This window comes from Rhodococcus sp. IEGM 1341, assembly GCF_030056895.1.
Classification (GTDB): Bacteria; Actinomycetota; Actinomycetes; order Mycobacteriales; family Mycobacteriaceae; genus Rhodococcoides.
This window is the reverse complement of the sequence record NZ_JASHKV010000001.1, coordinates 1,376,860-1,391,557: the sequence shown is the minus strand read 5'-3', so window position 1 is coordinate 1,391,557 and position 14,698 is coordinate 1,376,860. Positions and strand designations below refer to the sequence as shown.

General features: G+C 63.7%; 13 protein-coding genes. 5 read left to right on the top strand and 8 right to left on the bottom strand.

The features are described from left to right. The first annotated feature begins 72 nt into the window (after positions 1 to 72). A complete protein-coding gene (locus QM615_RS06215) occupies positions 73 to 1,566 on the top strand; it encodes an MFS transporter (RefSeq protein ID WP_149405192.1) in 1,494 nt (497 codons plus the stop codon). 35 nt (positions 1,567 to 1,601) lie between these two features. On the opposite strand, the gene QM615_RS06210 is transcribed toward QM615_RS06215, so the two are convergent. From QM615_RS06210 to QM615_RS06200, 3 genes are all read right to left on the bottom strand, one after another. Continuing rightward, positions 1,602 to 2,786, bottom strand: a complete 1,185-nt coding sequence (locus QM615_RS06210; protein ID WP_149405193.1) for a PrsW family intramembrane metalloprotease — start codon at positions 2,784 to 2,786, stop codon at positions 1,602 to 1,604. Beyond that, entirely contained in the window at positions 2,783 to 3,409 is a 627-nt protein-coding gene (locus tag QM615_RS06205) for a hypothetical protein (protein ID WP_149405194.1), read from the bottom strand. Before QM615_RS06205 ends, QM615_RS06210 begins: the two co-directional genes overlap by 4 nt. Positions 3,410 to 3,995: 586 nt before the next feature. Then, positions 3,996 to 4,274: a hypothetical protein gene (locus tag QM615_RS06200; RefSeq protein WP_149405195.1), complete on the bottom strand. Its 279-nt coding sequence runs from the start codon at positions 4,272 to 4,274 to the stop codon at positions 3,996 to 3,998. Positions 4,275 to 4,452: 178 nt separating this feature from the next. Here QM615_RS06200 and QM615_RS06195 point away from each other — a divergent pair, with 178 nt between their 5' ends. Further along, positions 4,453 to 6,906 (top strand): excinuclease ABC subunit UvrA, encoded by a 2,454-nt coding sequence (locus QM615_RS06195; RefSeq protein ID WP_149405196.1) that lies wholly within the window; start codon positions 4,453 to 4,455, stop codon positions 6,904 to 6,906. 35 nt (positions 6,907 to 6,941) lie between these two features. On the opposite strand, the gene QM615_RS06190 is transcribed toward QM615_RS06195, so the two are convergent. After that, the gene (locus QM615_RS06190; RefSeq protein WP_283347119.1) at positions 6,942 to 8,255 is read right to left on the bottom strand and encodes a lipase family protein; all 1,314 of its coding nucleotides are present in this window, start codon (positions 8,253 to 8,255) and stop codon (positions 6,942 to 6,944) included. Then, complete coding sequence (locus QM615_RS06185; protein ID WP_188078545.1) at positions 8,252 to 8,815, bottom strand: TetR/AcrR family transcriptional regulator; 564 nt, start codon at positions 8,813 to 8,815, stop codon at positions 8,252 to 8,254. Before QM615_RS06185 ends, QM615_RS06190 begins: the two co-directional genes overlap by 4 nt. Before the next feature lie 77 nt (positions 8,816 to 8,892). Here QM615_RS06185 and QM615_RS06180 point away from each other — a divergent pair, with 77 nt between their 5' ends. From QM615_RS06180 to QM615_RS22430, 3 genes are read left to right on the top strand one after another with little or no spacing between them, the layout of a single operon-like run. Further along, entirely contained in the window at positions 8,893 to 9,690 is a 798-nt protein-coding gene (locus QM615_RS06180) for an SDR family NAD(P)-dependent oxidoreductase (RefSeq protein ID WP_149405198.1), read from the top strand. 41 nt (positions 9,691 to 9,731) lie between these two features. Next, entirely contained in the window at positions 9,732 to 10,682 is a 951-nt protein-coding gene (locus QM615_RS06175; RefSeq protein ID WP_149405199.1) for an alpha/beta hydrolase, read from the top strand. Between the two features lie 42 nt (positions 10,683 to 10,724). Further along, a complete protein-coding gene (locus QM615_RS22430; RefSeq protein ID WP_394855260.1) occupies positions 10,725 to 11,270 on the top strand; it encodes a DUF6924 domain-containing protein in 546 nt (181 codons plus the stop codon). A 235-nt stretch (positions 11,271 to 11,505) separates the two neighbouring features. Here QM615_RS22430 and QM615_RS06170 read toward each other — a convergent pair whose 3' ends face one another. The 3 genes from QM615_RS06170 to QM615_RS06160 form a co-directional block, all read right to left on the bottom strand. Continuing rightward, complete coding sequence (locus QM615_RS06170; RefSeq protein WP_262498265.1) at positions 11,506 to 12,822, bottom strand: PQQ-binding-like beta-propeller repeat protein; 1,317 nt, start codon at positions 12,820 to 12,822, stop codon at positions 11,506 to 11,508. Next, complete coding sequence (locus QM615_RS06165) at positions 12,819 to 14,198, bottom strand: hypothetical protein (RefSeq protein ID WP_149405200.1); 1,380 nt, start codon at positions 14,196 to 14,198, stop codon at positions 12,819 to 12,821. The genes QM615_RS06170 and QM615_RS06165 overlap by 4 nt, the downstream gene beginning before the upstream one ends. Before the next feature lie 103 nt (positions 14,199 to 14,301). After that, positions 14,302 to 14,640, bottom strand: coding sequence for a hypothetical protein (locus tag QM615_RS06160; protein WP_149405201.1), 339 nt, complete (start codon positions 14,638 to 14,640; stop codon positions 14,302 to 14,304). Between the last annotated feature and the right edge of the window lie 58 nt (positions 14,641 to 14,698).

Below are 14,698 nucleotides of genomic sequence, written 5' to 3'. Positions count from 1 at the left end.
TAAAAGCGAGGGCTTCAGCCCCGTTCATACGCCGCTCACCGAGCTGCCACTTCTCCTTGGATGGAGACGTGTATGCGCCTGAAAAATGAGCGACCAGCCAACACAGACGAGGCGCAGACCTCTTCGACGCGGCACCGTCCGCAGACGCTGAAAGCCGCCGCGGTGGCACTGGCCGGCCTTTCTGCAGTGTTTCTTTTCGAGATGCTCGACAACTCGATCCTCAACGTTGCCCTACCAACCATCGGGCGTGAACTCGGTGCATCGACCACCGCGTTGCAGTGGGTCTCCGGTGTGTACGCGGTCGTTTTCGGGGGACTGATGCTGCTGTTCAGCGCCATCGCAGACCGATTCGGCCGGCGCCGAGTAATGCTGGTCGGCCTGACATTGCTGGCGCTCGCCAGCGCGGCTACCGCCCTCGTCGAGACTCCCGAGCAGCTCATCACCGTCCGCGCCGCGATGGGCGTCGCCGCAGCCATGACCACCCCCGGCTCTATGGCGCTCGCGTTTCGGCTCTTCGATCAGGAGTCCTTACGCGTTCGAGCCCTCACCCTGATTTCGACAGTCGGCCTGGTCGGGTTGGCGATCGGACCGACGGCAGGAGGCTTCGTTCTCGCCTTCGCGCCCTGGCAGGTCCTGCTCCTGATCAACGTACCCATCGCGATTCTCGCGTTCGTCGGAATCCGCATGGGCGTCGCGAAAGACCTCCCAGAGGAGTTGCACCGCGACCCCCTCGATGTCGCTGGGGCGGTGCTCGGCACAGCCACCATCGTCCTGGCACTCCTCGCGCCGACCCTGTTCGTCGAGGTGGGTCCCGCTTCATGGACGCCGTGGGCAGCAACTGTCGGAACCCTTTCCGCAGCAGCAGTCTTCGTCGTCCGCGCTCGCACGGCGAGGTACCCGCTCCTGGACCTCGAACTCGTTGCGCTGCCCCTCGTGTCCAGCGGTCTTGCCTACAAAGCCGCGTCCGGGCTCGCCGTTGCCGGCCTCGGCTACATGGTCACACTGCAGCTGCAGTTCGTATGGAGATGGTCGCCTGCCCTCGCATCGATAGGGATGCTCCCTCAGGTCGTCGTGCTGCTCTTCAGCGGCCGCCTCGTCGCGCCGTTCCTGCGACGAGTGGGGATGAACCACGCCGCCTGGATGAGTGCGGCGGCGGTAGTGCTCGGGTTGGCGGTCTTCGCCGTAGGTAGCCGATTCGGCTATGTCTGGGTCGCTCTTGCCCTCGTCCTCGTCGCGGTAGGTATGCGCATAGTCGGTGTCGTCGCAGGTACCAACGTCATGACCGGTCTCCCCGAGAGCCGCACCACCATCGGGGCCGCCATGGTCGACACGTCGAGTCAGGTCGCCACCGGCGTCGGGATCACCGTCACCGGCACCATCATCGCGGCGCTCTTCACGGGCAACATCTCGAGTGCCACGTGGAGCGCCGAGCAAGCGGCCTCGTTCCAAACCGGAGTCACAGTGGCGGGGTTCGCCATCACGGCTGCGGCGGCAGCACTGGTGTTGCTTGGGATGAGCCGGGCGAGGGCAAGTCGTGGCGCACCAGTAGCACCGGGGGCACCGTGACGACCTGCATGCCCTGGTTCCGGTCCGGTTGTCGGTCAGCCGGCCTTGACGCGCAGACGCTCGACCTCGGAGCGAGAGTGACGCACGGCTTCGGTGTCGGCTCCGTTGTCGTTTGCAAGGTCGTGGGCGAGGTCGAGAATTGCCCGACGTAGGTGCTTGCGTGCTCGGCGCGACTTGTGGTGGGGCGCGGACTTGATGAATGCCTTTCGCGCTTTCTTGTCCAGGATGCCGTCGACCTCGGCGTCCGTCACGGTTCCTGCTTCGACCTCGGGGGCGAGGATGTCGCGGACGAACTGGTACTCGCGCGGCGCTGCTCGCCGGAACGCGATCGTCAAGACCGTGAACCCGAGCACGATGGAGCCGAGCATGACGGGGAAGGTCAGGATGCCACCTCGGCCGAGACCGCCGGCGTCGTCCCAGGTGAAGTGCAGAAACATTCCGACCAACACGAACGCCACACCGCGGCCGATCCGGCGTGGCTGGGCCGCCGTGCCGAGGATGTAGATGACACCGGTGCAGACGAGGGCACTGAACAGCGGGTGAGAGACGAAGCTGACCGCTATGCGCGTGAACGACATCTGCACGGCGTGGTCGACCGGATCGGTACCGAACGCCTGAGCTGTGGAGTTGGCGGCGTAGAGGAAGTCCTCGAAGATCGCGAACCCGAGCCCGATGAACGCGCCGACGATCAGCCCGTCGTTCGCGGTCCGAATCAATCGCGGGGCAAGGCTCATGAGGAGTATGAATCCGCAGAGCTTCGCGGCCTCTTCGGTGATCGGTGCGGTGGCTCCGGCTGCCCAGTTGGCACTCCACACTTGACCGAAAAGCTTGTTGTAAATGCTGATCATTGCGTTGTTCGCGGTGAGGGCGAATGCGAAGGTGGCCGGAATTGCGCCCCACACGAGCGCGGCGAGGATGAGTCGGCCCGGTTGGCGTTCCCATCGGTCGATATGACGGAACCAGGCGAACCACGCCAGCCCGCACAATCCGCACAGCACTGCCGAGATCGCGAAGGCGTCGGCGTACAACCCGGCCTTTGGCGCGAAGTACGCCCATACCTGGAACGCGCCGATTCCGGTCAGCACGACGAACACCCAGAAGGACAGATTGTGGGGTTTCACGAAGTGGAAGCGCTCACCCCACCCGGAGACCTCCATTGCTCTGGCCTGCCGTTGCCGGGCCCCGGAGCTGCTAGTGGTGTCGGTGCCGGTCTCGGTCATGGGTTGTTCCCGTCGACGGTGCGGATACTGGCGATCATGGTCTGGATGTTGTCGACGGCCGCGGTCATCTGAGCGGGAGGACCGTAGGCGGTGATCTTCAGACCCCTGCCGGCGATGACGAATGCTGCGACCACACCGTCGCCGGTCACGCTGCTGTAGGGCTGTGCGACACCGCTCTCGCCTGACGTCGTGGTGAGAGTGGTCCTGTCGCCGTCGACCCTGAAGGTCGGGTCGTCGGTGCGGGATGTGACCTTCTCCACTTGGTCCAACAATTCGTCCGGAGTGCCCTCGAACGTGTCCGACGAGACCTGGAAGGTGACGCCCTTCCCAGCGACGGTGGCGTCACCGGAACGACGGCTTTCGTCGTCGACACGAAAGCCGGCCTCGACATCCCAGCCGGTAGTCGGCGTGAAGACGACGGAGTCCGTGAGCGCGAGTTGCTCACCGGCGAGAACGGGGTCATCCCAGCCGATGGCCGCGTCGACACGTGGGAGGATCACGGTCCAGACGAGAAAGATCGCGACGACGAAGAGTGCCGGTGGAAACGTGCGTCGGTCGAGACCGAGCACACGATGCTCCGCCGGCACCCGATGTTTGTGTGTCGCAGCATGTATCTGTGTCACGGGTACTCCTCGGTGCTGAGTGTCGTTCGTACCCGCCCACGGACCTCATGATCGGTGCAGTCCAGCAGAGGTGGAATGAGCAGGGTGGTGCTTGCTGTTCGGTGTGAACAAGAAAATTTCGATCGGTTTGCAGCAACGAAGCTGCGGTCCCTCATTGCCAGATTCATTGATATCAAGGCAAGTGAAAATCCGTTGTGGCTCTGCTCGAAAAAAACCGAAAGTACATTTACTTCGAGCAAATCGGAAGTTCGACGCGTCGAAATACGGCAATAGCATGCCGTGTTCTGCCATCGATTTCCGCGAAGGATTCGGGAGCCACCGTAATTCTTTGTAGGTGAACCGTACGAAAGGGTCGGCGGATATTCGATCCAGCATTGTTCACGGGATGCAGCCAGGGCGGGAGCGTAGGCGGCCGTCGGTGATGATCCGATCCTCGATGTGGCCCTTGCGAAGGCTGACTACTCGGGTGCCTGCGTCCGTGCGTCGTTCGATGGCCGGCAGGTGGATGGACGACGTCGGTTGGCGAGAGGTATTGCATAGCAACCGATAACAAAGGTTTTCGTGGCACTGCTCACTCTGTCATCGTTCACACGATGGTGGCCGCGTACGCCACGAACACCACGAACATGGCCGCGCCGCCGAGGGCTGCGCTGATCATGGCCTCGCGGCCATTTGTCGCGAGGCCCTTCTCGTCCCGGCTCACCCCGACCCACCCGCACACCACAGCGGCGACACCGGTCGGGACAGCTACGAAATCTCCGATGAAGGGTACGAACGCGCAGATCAGAGCGATGATGCCCAGGATCACCGCGGCACTGCCGGCACCGTTGCGAAACAGCGGCCGTGTGCTGTACTCCTCGGCCATGCCGTCTCCTTCTTCACGGTCCTGATGCAGTGGTTGGATGCCCGTTCGTCGCTCGCGGCACGACGAGCAGACCCACCCGAAAACATACCCTCGATCTCCTCGTGGGCGCGATGGCACCGATGCATCGCATCTCGCACTTCTGGGCCCTCGGTTCGAGGATGCCAGCTAGGCTCGTTCGGTGACGGACTCAACGTGGGACGGGTACGTCCGTGTGCGCGGCGCTACCGAGCACAACCTGGCAGCTGTCGATGTCGACATACCCCGCAATGCATTCGTCGCGTTCACCGGAGTGTCGGGGTCCGGAAAGTCGTCACTGGCTTTCAGCACCTTGTACGCCGAAGCGCAGCGACGCTACTTCGAATCGGTCGCCCCCTACGCGCGTCGACTGCTTCAGCAAGTGGGCGCACCCCACGTTGCCTCCATCACCGGCCTTCCCCCAGCCGTTGCCCTGCAGCAACGCCGGGGTTCGCCCAGCTCGCGCTCCAGCGTCGGCACCATCACCACCATGTCGAACCTGCTCCGCATGCTCTACTCCCGGGCCGGTACCTATCCCGACGGTGCGCCGCTGCTGTCGGCGGAAGCGTTTTCACCCAACACTGTCGCCGGGGCCTGCCCGCGATGCGGCGGTTTGGGCGAGTTCCATGATGTGACAACGGAATTGCTCGTTCCCGATACGTCGCTGAGCATTCGTGAGGGCGCGATCGCGGCGTGGCCGGGTGCCTGGCAGGGCGCGAACCTGCGCAGCATCGTCAGCGGCATGGGTATCGACATCGACGTACCGTGGCGCACGCTGAAGAAGAAGGACCGAGAGTGGCTTCTCTTCACCGACGAGCACCCCAAGGTGTGGATAGAACCGGAAGAGGGCCGAGTCGACCACAGTTACGAAGGCAAGTTCTGGAGTGCCCGCAGCCATGTCATGCATGTTCTGTCCGACTCGAACAGCGAGCGCATGCGAGAACGCGCCCTGCAATTCACCGAGACCGTCCGCTGCCCTATGTGCTCCGGCAGCGGACTGCGCGCCGACGCGCTGGCCGTCACCATCGCGGGCCGCTCGATCGCCGAGATCAATGCGCTCTCACTGACAGAACTTGCCGCCGTACTGCGCCCGATAGCCGAACAGTCGGGGGAGACCACGGAGGTGGCGGTACGCATCACCGCCGACCTGCTGGCCAGGATCGACGTGTTGCTCGAGTTGGGCCTGGGATATCTGGCGCTCGGCCGTAGCTCGACGACGCTGTCGCCCGGCGAGACGCAGCGGTTGCGGATCGCCACTCAGCTCCGTTCGGGTCTGTTCGGGGTGGTGTACGTGTTGGACGAACCCTCCGCAGGACTGCATCCCGCCGATGCCGAGCCACTGCTCGACGTCCTGGACCAGCTGAAGGCGTCGGGAAACTCCTTGTTCGTCGTCGAACACGACATGGACGTGGTGCGCCGCGCCGACTGGGTGGTCGACATCGGACCCGCAGCGGGTGAGGGCGGCGGACGGGTGCTGTACAGCGGTCCCGTCGCGGGTTTGGAGGAGATCGAGGAGTCGGTCACCAGTAGGCACCTCTTCGGTCGAGCGGAATCCGTGCAGCGGGAGGCGCGCCCCACCCAGGGCTGGCTCACTCTGGCCGGGGTCACCCGGCACAATCTGCGGGAGTTGACGGCGGACTTCCCGCACGCGGTCCTGACGGCAGTAACGGGTGTGTCGGGCTCCGGCAAGTCGACACTCGTCAGCCAGGTCTTGTTCGAGGTGGCGCGCCACCGACTCGAGACCGCGGCAGACGAGGACGACGGCATGCAGATCGAGGTCGACGTGGCCGAGGTCTCCGGAATCGAGACGTTCACCCGCCTGGTCCGGGTGGATCAACGGCCCATCGGCCGAACACCCCGATCGACGCTGGCCACCTACGTCGGAATGTTCGACATCGTCCGCAAACTGTTTGCCGCCACCGATGAGGCGAAGGCCCGCGGATGGGCACCTGGACGGTTCTCCTTCAATGTCGCGGACGGACGATGCCCCACCTGCCAGGGCGACGGTTTCGTCGAGGTGGAGCTGCTGTTCCTCCCCGGCACCTATGGTCCCTGCCCCACCTGCCACGGTGACCGGTACAAACCGGAGACTCTCGAAATAACGTGGCGTGACAGGACAATTGCCGAGGTACTGCACATGTCGGTGGACGAGGCTGCGATGTTCTTCGCCGACATCACGGGAGCATCCCGCAGTCTGGAGACGTTGCGCGACATCGGGCTCGGTTACCTTCGACTCGGTCAACCCGCCACCGAGCTGAGCGGCGGTGAAGCGCAGCGCATCAAGATTGCCACCGAATTGCAGCGCACCCGACGCGGCACTGCCCTGTATCTTCTGGACGAACCGACCGCAGGGCTGCATCCCGCCGACGTCGCACTACTCATGCGCCAGCTGCACCTGCTTGTCGACGCCGGCAACACCGTGGTGATGGTGGAGCACGACCTGGATGCCATAGCCTCCGCAGACTGGGTCATCGATCTCGGTCCCGGTGGTGGCGACAACGGGGGCTCCGTGGTATCAACCGGGACGCCTGCCGAAGTCGCGGTGTCCCCGAACAGCATCACGGGACCGTATCTGGCTCGACGGCTCCGATCCTCGACTGCCGCTTCGTCCAATTGAGCTTCAGCATCTCCGGGTCTCGATGTGGTTGTGTATCAACCGATTCGGCCGGCGAATGCGCGTCCGGTGGACACGGCGAGTCCGAGCAATCCGCGCAACCCCGGCAAAGATCCGGCCAGTGACCACACGGTGATCGTCGACGATTCGTCGGTCGGCTTGCCCGCGAAGCGATCCGAGAGCCAATCCAGAGTGACGGGGGCTGCTATCGGGTGCAGCGACAGGTGTTCGCTGAGACGATCGCGGATGTAGGTGACGTTCGCTCCCGCAGCGCGATACCGGCGTACTTGCCCGTCCACGTCGTCGACGTCGATCATCGGATCATGCACCGCCTGCACCACGAGAAGCGGAAACTCGGGTGCCGACTTGCCGGGCTGGATATCCTGAAAAATCTGCACCATCTCGGGTGTCGCCAAGAGGTCTGCCATCGGCATATCGAGGTGCCGCTCCAGATCGTGCATCACCATGGACGCGACGGCGTGCACTGTCGTCTTGCGGTGCAGGGATGAGAGGGTCTCGAGCCCGGCAGCAGCGACGTGTTCGCGAACGAGGCGGTCGAGTACGGGGTAGGTGCGACGGAGGCCTTCCACCACCATCGCGGGCAGCGCCGCGAAGATCGTGCCGTTGAGGCGGGAGAATGCAGATCCGGGGTCGCCGACGGGCGATCCGAGTGCTGCGCCGACGATGTCGAGTTCAGGGACGTAGCCGGCCGCAGCCTCGGCGGCCCATGACGTCGCCAATCCGCCGCCCGAGTACCCCCACAGCGCGACAGGGGTGGTGGCTGTGAGGTCGAGCGGCTCGAAAGACAGTGCCGCGCGGACGCCGTCGAGTGTGCAGTAACCGGGCTCGATCGGTGCTCCCCACAGCCCGTCCATGCCCTCGTGATCGGGAAGGGACAGAACCCATCCGCGGCGCAGTGCGTACAGGATGATCATGAACTCGAACTGCGGTACGGAGCCGACGGCTCGAGCGCCCGCCCGCAGAACGTAGGACGGGAAACACCGATCCGACACGGCGTCGATCGCGCACTGATAGGACAGCAGTGCTCGCTCCGGTCGCGCTCGGCCCCCGACGGGAAGAACCACCGTCGTGACCGCGACACGCGCTGCCCCGTCGAGGCTGGTGGTCCGGTACAGAAGTTGCCACGCCGACACCTTCTGCCGAATGACACCGAACAACGCGAGGGTCACCGCGCGGGACCGCAATACGGTCCCCGGCTCCGCATACTCGAAACCGGCAGGTGCCCGATAGAACGGGTCCATGCTGGGAATTGCGATGATCGATTCCGAGTCGGCGTGGTCGGCCGCGGCTCGCGGACGACCGGTCGACGCGGTATCGGGTTCGGTACTCATAGTGGATTACTTCCTGATGAGGGTGCGATGGTGTCGACGAGTTGCTCGATGACTGCTCGGGAGACTTCTGGCGACGCCGCGTGAGTCAGCAATCCCTCGACGACGAACGTACCGATACGGAGCATGGCATCGGCCGCCTTTCCGGGCAGTCCTGCAGCCGCGATATCGGCGGCAAACAGCGATTCCGCGAAGGCATGAAACCCGTTGTGCCACTGATCGATGGCCTCGGACTCGGTCACCCGATCGTGCACGGTGGAGACCAGTGGGCCGACTCTGCGGAGCCGCTCCACCAGCCAGAACAGCCGGTCGACAAGTGGTAGATCGACGATCTGGAGATAGTCCGTGGCGTCCTCGGCGGCGATTGCCGTCAGAACAGCGACCAGGATGTCGTCCTTGTCTCCGAAGTACCAATACAGCGTGTTCGCAGTGACGCCTGCTGCTTTCGCCAGACGACTGATCGAGGTGCGATCGAAGCCGTCGGACACGAACATTTCGCGGGCGGCGACCACGATGTCCTCGCGCTTGCTCTCCCGGTCGTGAAGTCCGCGATTCCTGGGCATACGACCAACCATATCTTGAATGGTCTTCAAGACCCTGCTACCTTCCTTGAATACCGTTCAAGAGTGGAGGCCCGTCGATGGCGAAGACCGGAAGAACCGCGCTGATCACCGGAGCATCAGCGGGCATAGGCGCGGCATTTGCTCGACACCTCGCCGCCGAAGGGCACAACCTCGTGCTCGTCGCGCGACGCGAGGACCGGCTCACCGCCCTGGCGGACGAGCTGTCGTCTCGGCACGATGTGCGATGCGACGTCGTGCCCGCGGATCTCGCCGATCCCGCTGCGCCCCGGGCCATCGTCGAAGAAACGAAATCCCTCGGCGTCGACGTCGACATCCTTGTCAACAACGCGGGCATGTCGGGGAACTCCACCTTCGCAGATGCGCCGTTCGACGCACTCGCCGCGGAGATACAGGTGATGATCACTGCCGTCACCGAACTCTCTCATCTCACGGTGCCCGGCATGAAAGAACGCGGATACGGCCGAATCGTGAATCTGTCGTCGTTGGCGGCATTGCTTCCCCCTGGTGCAAGTCTGCTGTACACCGGAATCAAGTCCTATGTGCTCGACATCTCGCAAGCACTCGACATGGAGTTGCGGCCGCATGGCATCCACGTGACTGCGCTCTGCCCCGGCTTCACCCACAGTGAGTTCCACGACGTGATGGGAACCCGAGATGCAGCGACCTCCAAGCTGCCAGCTCTTCTGTGGCAGAGCCCCGAGGACGTCGTCCGAGAAGGTTGGCAGGCCGTGAACAACGGCACGCCGGTGTGCGTGCCCGGGATGGTCAACAAGGTGACTGCTGCTGCCGCGAAGCCGATTCCGACTCGCATCGGCTACTACCTCGGCAAGACCCTCAATCCTTTCAAGCTGTGAGATCCGATCACCACCCTGCTGTAGAACAGAGAGACGAACGCATGACCACCGACGAACATTCCGGCTTCACCCGTACCGAAACGTCGTTTGTGTCGGACGGAGTTCGTTGCGCGGCAACGGTCTTTCGTCCCGCGGTGTCCGCCGCCGTGCCACTACCGGCAATCGTGATGGCGCACGGATTCGGCTCACCTCGGGCGATGCGCCTGTACGCCTACGCCGAGCGTTTCGTCGAGGCCGGCTACGTGGTCTGCGTCTTCGACTATCGGTACTTCGGGGACAGTGAGGGCGAACCGCGCCAGTTGTTGGAAGTGGATGCTCAGCTTGCCGATTGGCGAAACGCAGTCGACTTCGCTCGCTCTCTCGACGGCGTCGACGAGAACCGAATCGTCGGGTGGGGCACGTCCTTCGCCGGCGGCCACGTACTCACGTTGGCGGGCAACGGCGTTCGGTTCACAGCGGTCATCGCACAGGTGCCCCACATCGACGGTATCGCCGCCGTTCGCGCAACCGGGTTCAGGCAGGCACTGCGGCTGGCACCGGCCGCCATCACCGACAGCGTCCGCGCCGCCCTCGGACGGTCGCCGCACTACGTCGACAGTGTCGGGCTACCTGGCACACGCGCTGTGATGGTCTCACCCGACGCGATGAAAGGGCGTGACCGCCTGGTCCTCGAGTCGGGCCTGACCGACGGCGACTACCCCGAGACCGTGGCGGCGCGGATACTGCTGAAAATCTGGCGGTACTCCCCGGGTCGCACGATGTCGGCAATCGACTGCCCAACGCTGGTGCAGATCGCGTCCGAGGATTCCGTCACCCCGGCGTCCGTCGCGCAACGCGCCGCGGCGAAAGTTCGCAAAGCCAAGGTGCGCACCTATTCGGGCGGTCACTTCGATCCGTACGTCGAACCCCTGTTTTCATCGGTCATCGGTGATCAACTCGCATTCCTCGCCGACAACGTGCCCTTGAAATTGCGTACGGTTCCCTCCATCTGATCGTGCGGTTCGCTGCACCCGTCGTTCTCGGATTGGATCACCATGCCCGACGGTACGAACAACTCTGAACTTTGGCTGTTGCGAACATATTTCGGCGATGGCGACGATCCCGCGTGGACGAGCCTGACGGAGCAGGCCCGCCACACGCGATCTTCGGTGTCAGGTGCCGCGCTGGTCGTTTCCTCGGACCGAACGCAGTGTCAGCAACGTATTCGTCGGGTCCTCACGAGACTGGCCACGCGTGCCGAGGCGAACGACGGCTTGTACGTTGTCATTGCAGACAAGCAGACGTTCGTGCGCCACGATCGAATGCTGCTCACCATCGATTGTTCTGCAGTGACACGAAACGCCGAACGTCTTCCCACCATCCATATGGCCCCGCCCGATGCCTTTCGGTTGGGGATAGATGGCCGATCGCCGAATACCCGGCGCTCGATCGAGCCGGTTCGCCGACCGACAACGGAACTCGAACCTGCACAGATCGATTCCGAGCGAACGGTCGCCGAACTCACGGCAAGCGTAGGCGACGCGATCCGAGCCAGTCTGCGGTGGCGAACGGAGATGACGCGAGACGGTTCCTGTGGGTAGACACCGGGAATCGCCGTCGAGAACCCACGGATATCACCCACCGGTCTTCCCCTCACAGTTGAGCAATGGGCATCCGGCCTGTGCGCATTCTGGACCGAGATGGTCGCCTACGGACGCATCGGCGACTTCCGTGCGCCCTGGGTAGGACGGTGACGAATCTACTAGTTTCCCAAGCGCCGGATCGGATGTCGCAACGATCGCGGTTCGGTCGAAGCAGATCGACCTGAGTCGAGGCTCAACGAAGCAAGTTCATTCGCTTCTCGTTGACTGCCACAACGCCGCCGCCAGTGGCAAGCAGTGCAACCCTCTCGGACCGTCCACCGGTATTGCCGAGCAAATCCTCGATCGCGATTGTTTCGAGGCGAGCGCCGGTTTCGGGCTCGATCGCGAGGATCTCCCGAGAATCGGCTACATAGGCCAGGCCCTCGCGCACAGCGGTAGGCATGAAAGGTAGAGATTCGACGTCGGGACCCCACGCCGGATCCCCGGTGAACAGGTTGCGTGCGAGTGGACCGATACCCAAGACGACATCACCGACAATCGCGATGTCCCCCCCGGTGCCGGCGTCGTCCGAGGTCCACAGTTTCTGCCCCGTCGTAGGGTCGAAGGCGCTGCTGCCCAACACAACCGGATCGTCGGGGTCGTTCGCTGCGTCGACCGTCGTGCGCTGGTAGACCTCTTCGTCGGTGGTCGCGACAACTCGTCCGGTGGAATCGACCAGGTCGGTGCGAAACTCGAACAGGTCAGAGCATCGGCGGCCGGCAAGAACGTAGATCTGATCGCCTCGATCGAACTGGTCGCGCGCGCAGTCGGGGGACGAGATGTTGTCGGTGATGTCACCGGATCTGGAGTCGAACAGTGCTGTGCCCGAGGAGAACCGGGCCACTCCCGCATTGCCTGCGAACGCGAGGATTTCTCGTGAGTTGTACGGGTCGACCCAGGTGTCGTCGAGGGTGAGGGACCACGACGCGTCGGGGTCGTCGATCGTTCCTCGATGGATCCGGACGGTGTACCCGTCATTCTCGCCCTCGACCACGTAGAGGTCTTCGCCGTCGGTGCCGACTGAGAATATGTTCCAGTCGGTATCGTGTCGGGTGGCGGTTCCGGTTGCACTGTCGATCGTCACGATCTGATCGGTGCTCCGGCACAGCAGCAGTGTGTCGAGTACGTGGGACGAACAACTTTCGATCCCGTCGGCGGGTGTTTTCCACCGCACCAGACCGGTTGCCGCATCGAACCCGATCAGTTGGGACTGCTCGAACTCGTCCGTCTCCTGATTGATCAACCCTGCCTTGGCGACAAGAATGTCGTCGGCGTCTATGACGCCGCCCTCGACCTCGCCGAATCGTCCACCCACGGGATCATCGAAGGTGGCGAACGGATTGCCGAGCACGTCGGCGGCGTCGAGCGTCCACACAGCGCCGGGCGACGTCGGAGTCTGTGCTGCAAAGGGTTCGGCGTCATGGGGGCCCGTTGCCACCAGCGCGACGGCCGCGCCGACGCTTACGAAAGCCACCGCAGCGGTGACGGCAAGCCGTCGGTACGGGTTCACAGCACATCCAATCCGTCGGCGGTGGCAATGGTGCGCAATGTGTTTGCGCTCAGTGGTTCGTCCGGACGCTCGGCGTGCGATCGGACTTCGACCTCGGTTCCCGACGGGTAGGTGACGGTCACGGTACGGCGCATCCCGCCGTTCGGTCCCTCGGGCAGTGCAGGCGAGTACGAATAGGGTGCCTCTTCGATCCGCAGCACCGCACCGCCGTCGAGCGTCTCGAAGTCGGTCGGCCGATTCTGGTAGGCGGGGTCGTAAATGTCCGGCATCACGGGGAGTTCCTGTCCGCCTCGTATGGATATGGTCAGGTCGGCACCGGTGCCGACGGCATCGACGTGCGTACACACCACACCGGTCTCGAAGTCGGCGAGCCTGAGCGTGTTCAATCCGGGATCGAACCGCTCACCTGCATCGACGCGCTCCAACGCGGTGTTCAAGTTGGTGGCGAGTTCCGCGTCGATCGCTGTGTCGCCGGAGAAGAGGCCGAAGGAGTCGTCGCATCCTTCGCGAGGTTCGGGTGTGTCGGCGGGGACAGGTGCCGATATCCGCAGCTCCGGTAGTGTCACAAGAGCTTTCAGCTCATCGATGGTGAGAACGATGTCGCGGTCTCCGGTGTTGGTCGACTGAAATCCCTCAGCGTCCGATGCGGTTGCGGTGATGTGCGTGCCGTCGGGTGCGTAGGCGGTGACCGTGCGGTAATTGGTTCTCGTACCGCCGAATTCGGACCACGATACGTTGGTGTCGACCACGGTGCCGTCCGCCGATGTCGTGCGTTCCTGCACTGATCCGGCCCTGCACGGTGGCACACCCGTGTTGTCCTGCGCCACGGATACTGCCAGCAGGCCTAGTGTGTTGCCGCGTCCGAGCTCGGCCGATGCCGTTGCCCAACCGGGTTCCTGAGGCTGGCCTGGTTCGCTGGAGGTTTGGGGGATCGGCTGAAACACCAATGACTCGCGCAGGCTTGCGAACAGAACCTCGACACCATGCGGAAGGGCTTCGGCGACAGCATCGGTCATCATCACCGACCTGGGTCCCGAGTACCACGAGGCCTGAGGGTTGTCGTATGCATCCTCGCTGGTGGTGATCCGTCCCCACACCGATGACGTCCCGTCCGGAGGTTCGACGACGTCGCATCCGGAGATAGCCGTCGGGAATATCGCCTCGGGCGTTCTGTAGGTGGTGTCGACGGGTGCAGAAGGGCCAGGAGTGATGGAGTGTGTGGTGGTCGTGGCTACTGACTCGGCGCGGTTCTCGGGCTGCTCTGGCGGTGCGCCGCGCTCGACGAGCGCTGCTACGCACACCCCGATGGCGACGATGGACACGATCGTGAGCGCATCGGCCCACATCCCGGCACGCTGAGGACCAAGTCTGCTCACCGCGTCAAGATACCTGTCATGTGCATCCGATCCGCGCACGGTTCAAAGCTGACCAAAACCGCAATGATCCCCGGTCTCTCTGCGGGCCAGGGCAACTGAATCATCAGAACAGTTGCTCGAACTGGTACCAGTCGCCGTCGAACTTTTCGTACCCGATATCGCCCTCGTGCTGGGGCTCACCGATATACGGTGCGCCGTCGGGGAAGTGCGCCAGGCCGATGGAGTTCAACAGTCCGCCTTCGATGAAGAACAGGCAACCGCCCTCGACGGGCTGGGTCCGATACACCCGGTAGACACCGAGGGTGGTGCCTTCGAACGACTGCACGCAGTGGTCCGCTGCGGTGCTGAGCGAGCGTTCGACACTGCGAACGCAACCTTCGGCGGCGATGCTCGGTAGGTCGCCATCGCCCAGCGCTCCGTTACACACGCTGAGAACGGTCACATTGTGACAGGGTGGGCGCGTGAGAAACCTGTGGGTGTCGATGCCAGCGGTCATCACT

Bases quoted from the DNA above. Each gene is read 5' to 3' on its own strand.
- QM615_RS06215 (WP_149405192.1), top strand. From the start codon at position 73: ATGCGCCTGAAAAATGAGCGACCAGCCAACACAGACGAGGCGCAGACC.
- QM615_RS06210 (WP_149405193.1), bottom strand. From the start codon at position 2,786: ATGACCGAGACCGGCACCGACACCACTAGCAGCTCCGGGGCCCGGCAA.
- QM615_RS06200 (WP_149405195.1), bottom strand. From the start codon at position 4,274: ATGGCCGAGGAGTACAGCACACGGCCGCTGTTTCGCAACGGTGCCGGC.
- QM615_RS06190 (WP_283347119.1), bottom strand. From the start codon at position 8,255: ATGAGTACCGAACCCGATACCGCGTCGACCGGTCGTCCGCGAGCCGCG.
- QM615_RS06185 (WP_188078545.1), bottom strand. From the start codon at position 8,815: ATGCCCAGGAATCGCGGACTTCACGACCGGGAGAGCAAGCGCGAGGAC.
- QM615_RS06180 (WP_149405198.1), top strand. From the start codon at position 8,893: ATGGCGAAGACCGGAAGAACCGCGCTGATCACCGGAGCATCAGCGGGC.
- QM615_RS06175 (WP_149405199.1), top strand. From the start codon at position 9,732: ATGACCACCGACGAACATTCCGGCTTCACCCGTACCGAAACGTCGTTT.
- QM615_RS22430 (WP_394855260.1), top strand. From the start codon at position 10,725: ATGCCCGACGGTACGAACAACTCTGAACTTTGGCTGTTGCGAACATAT.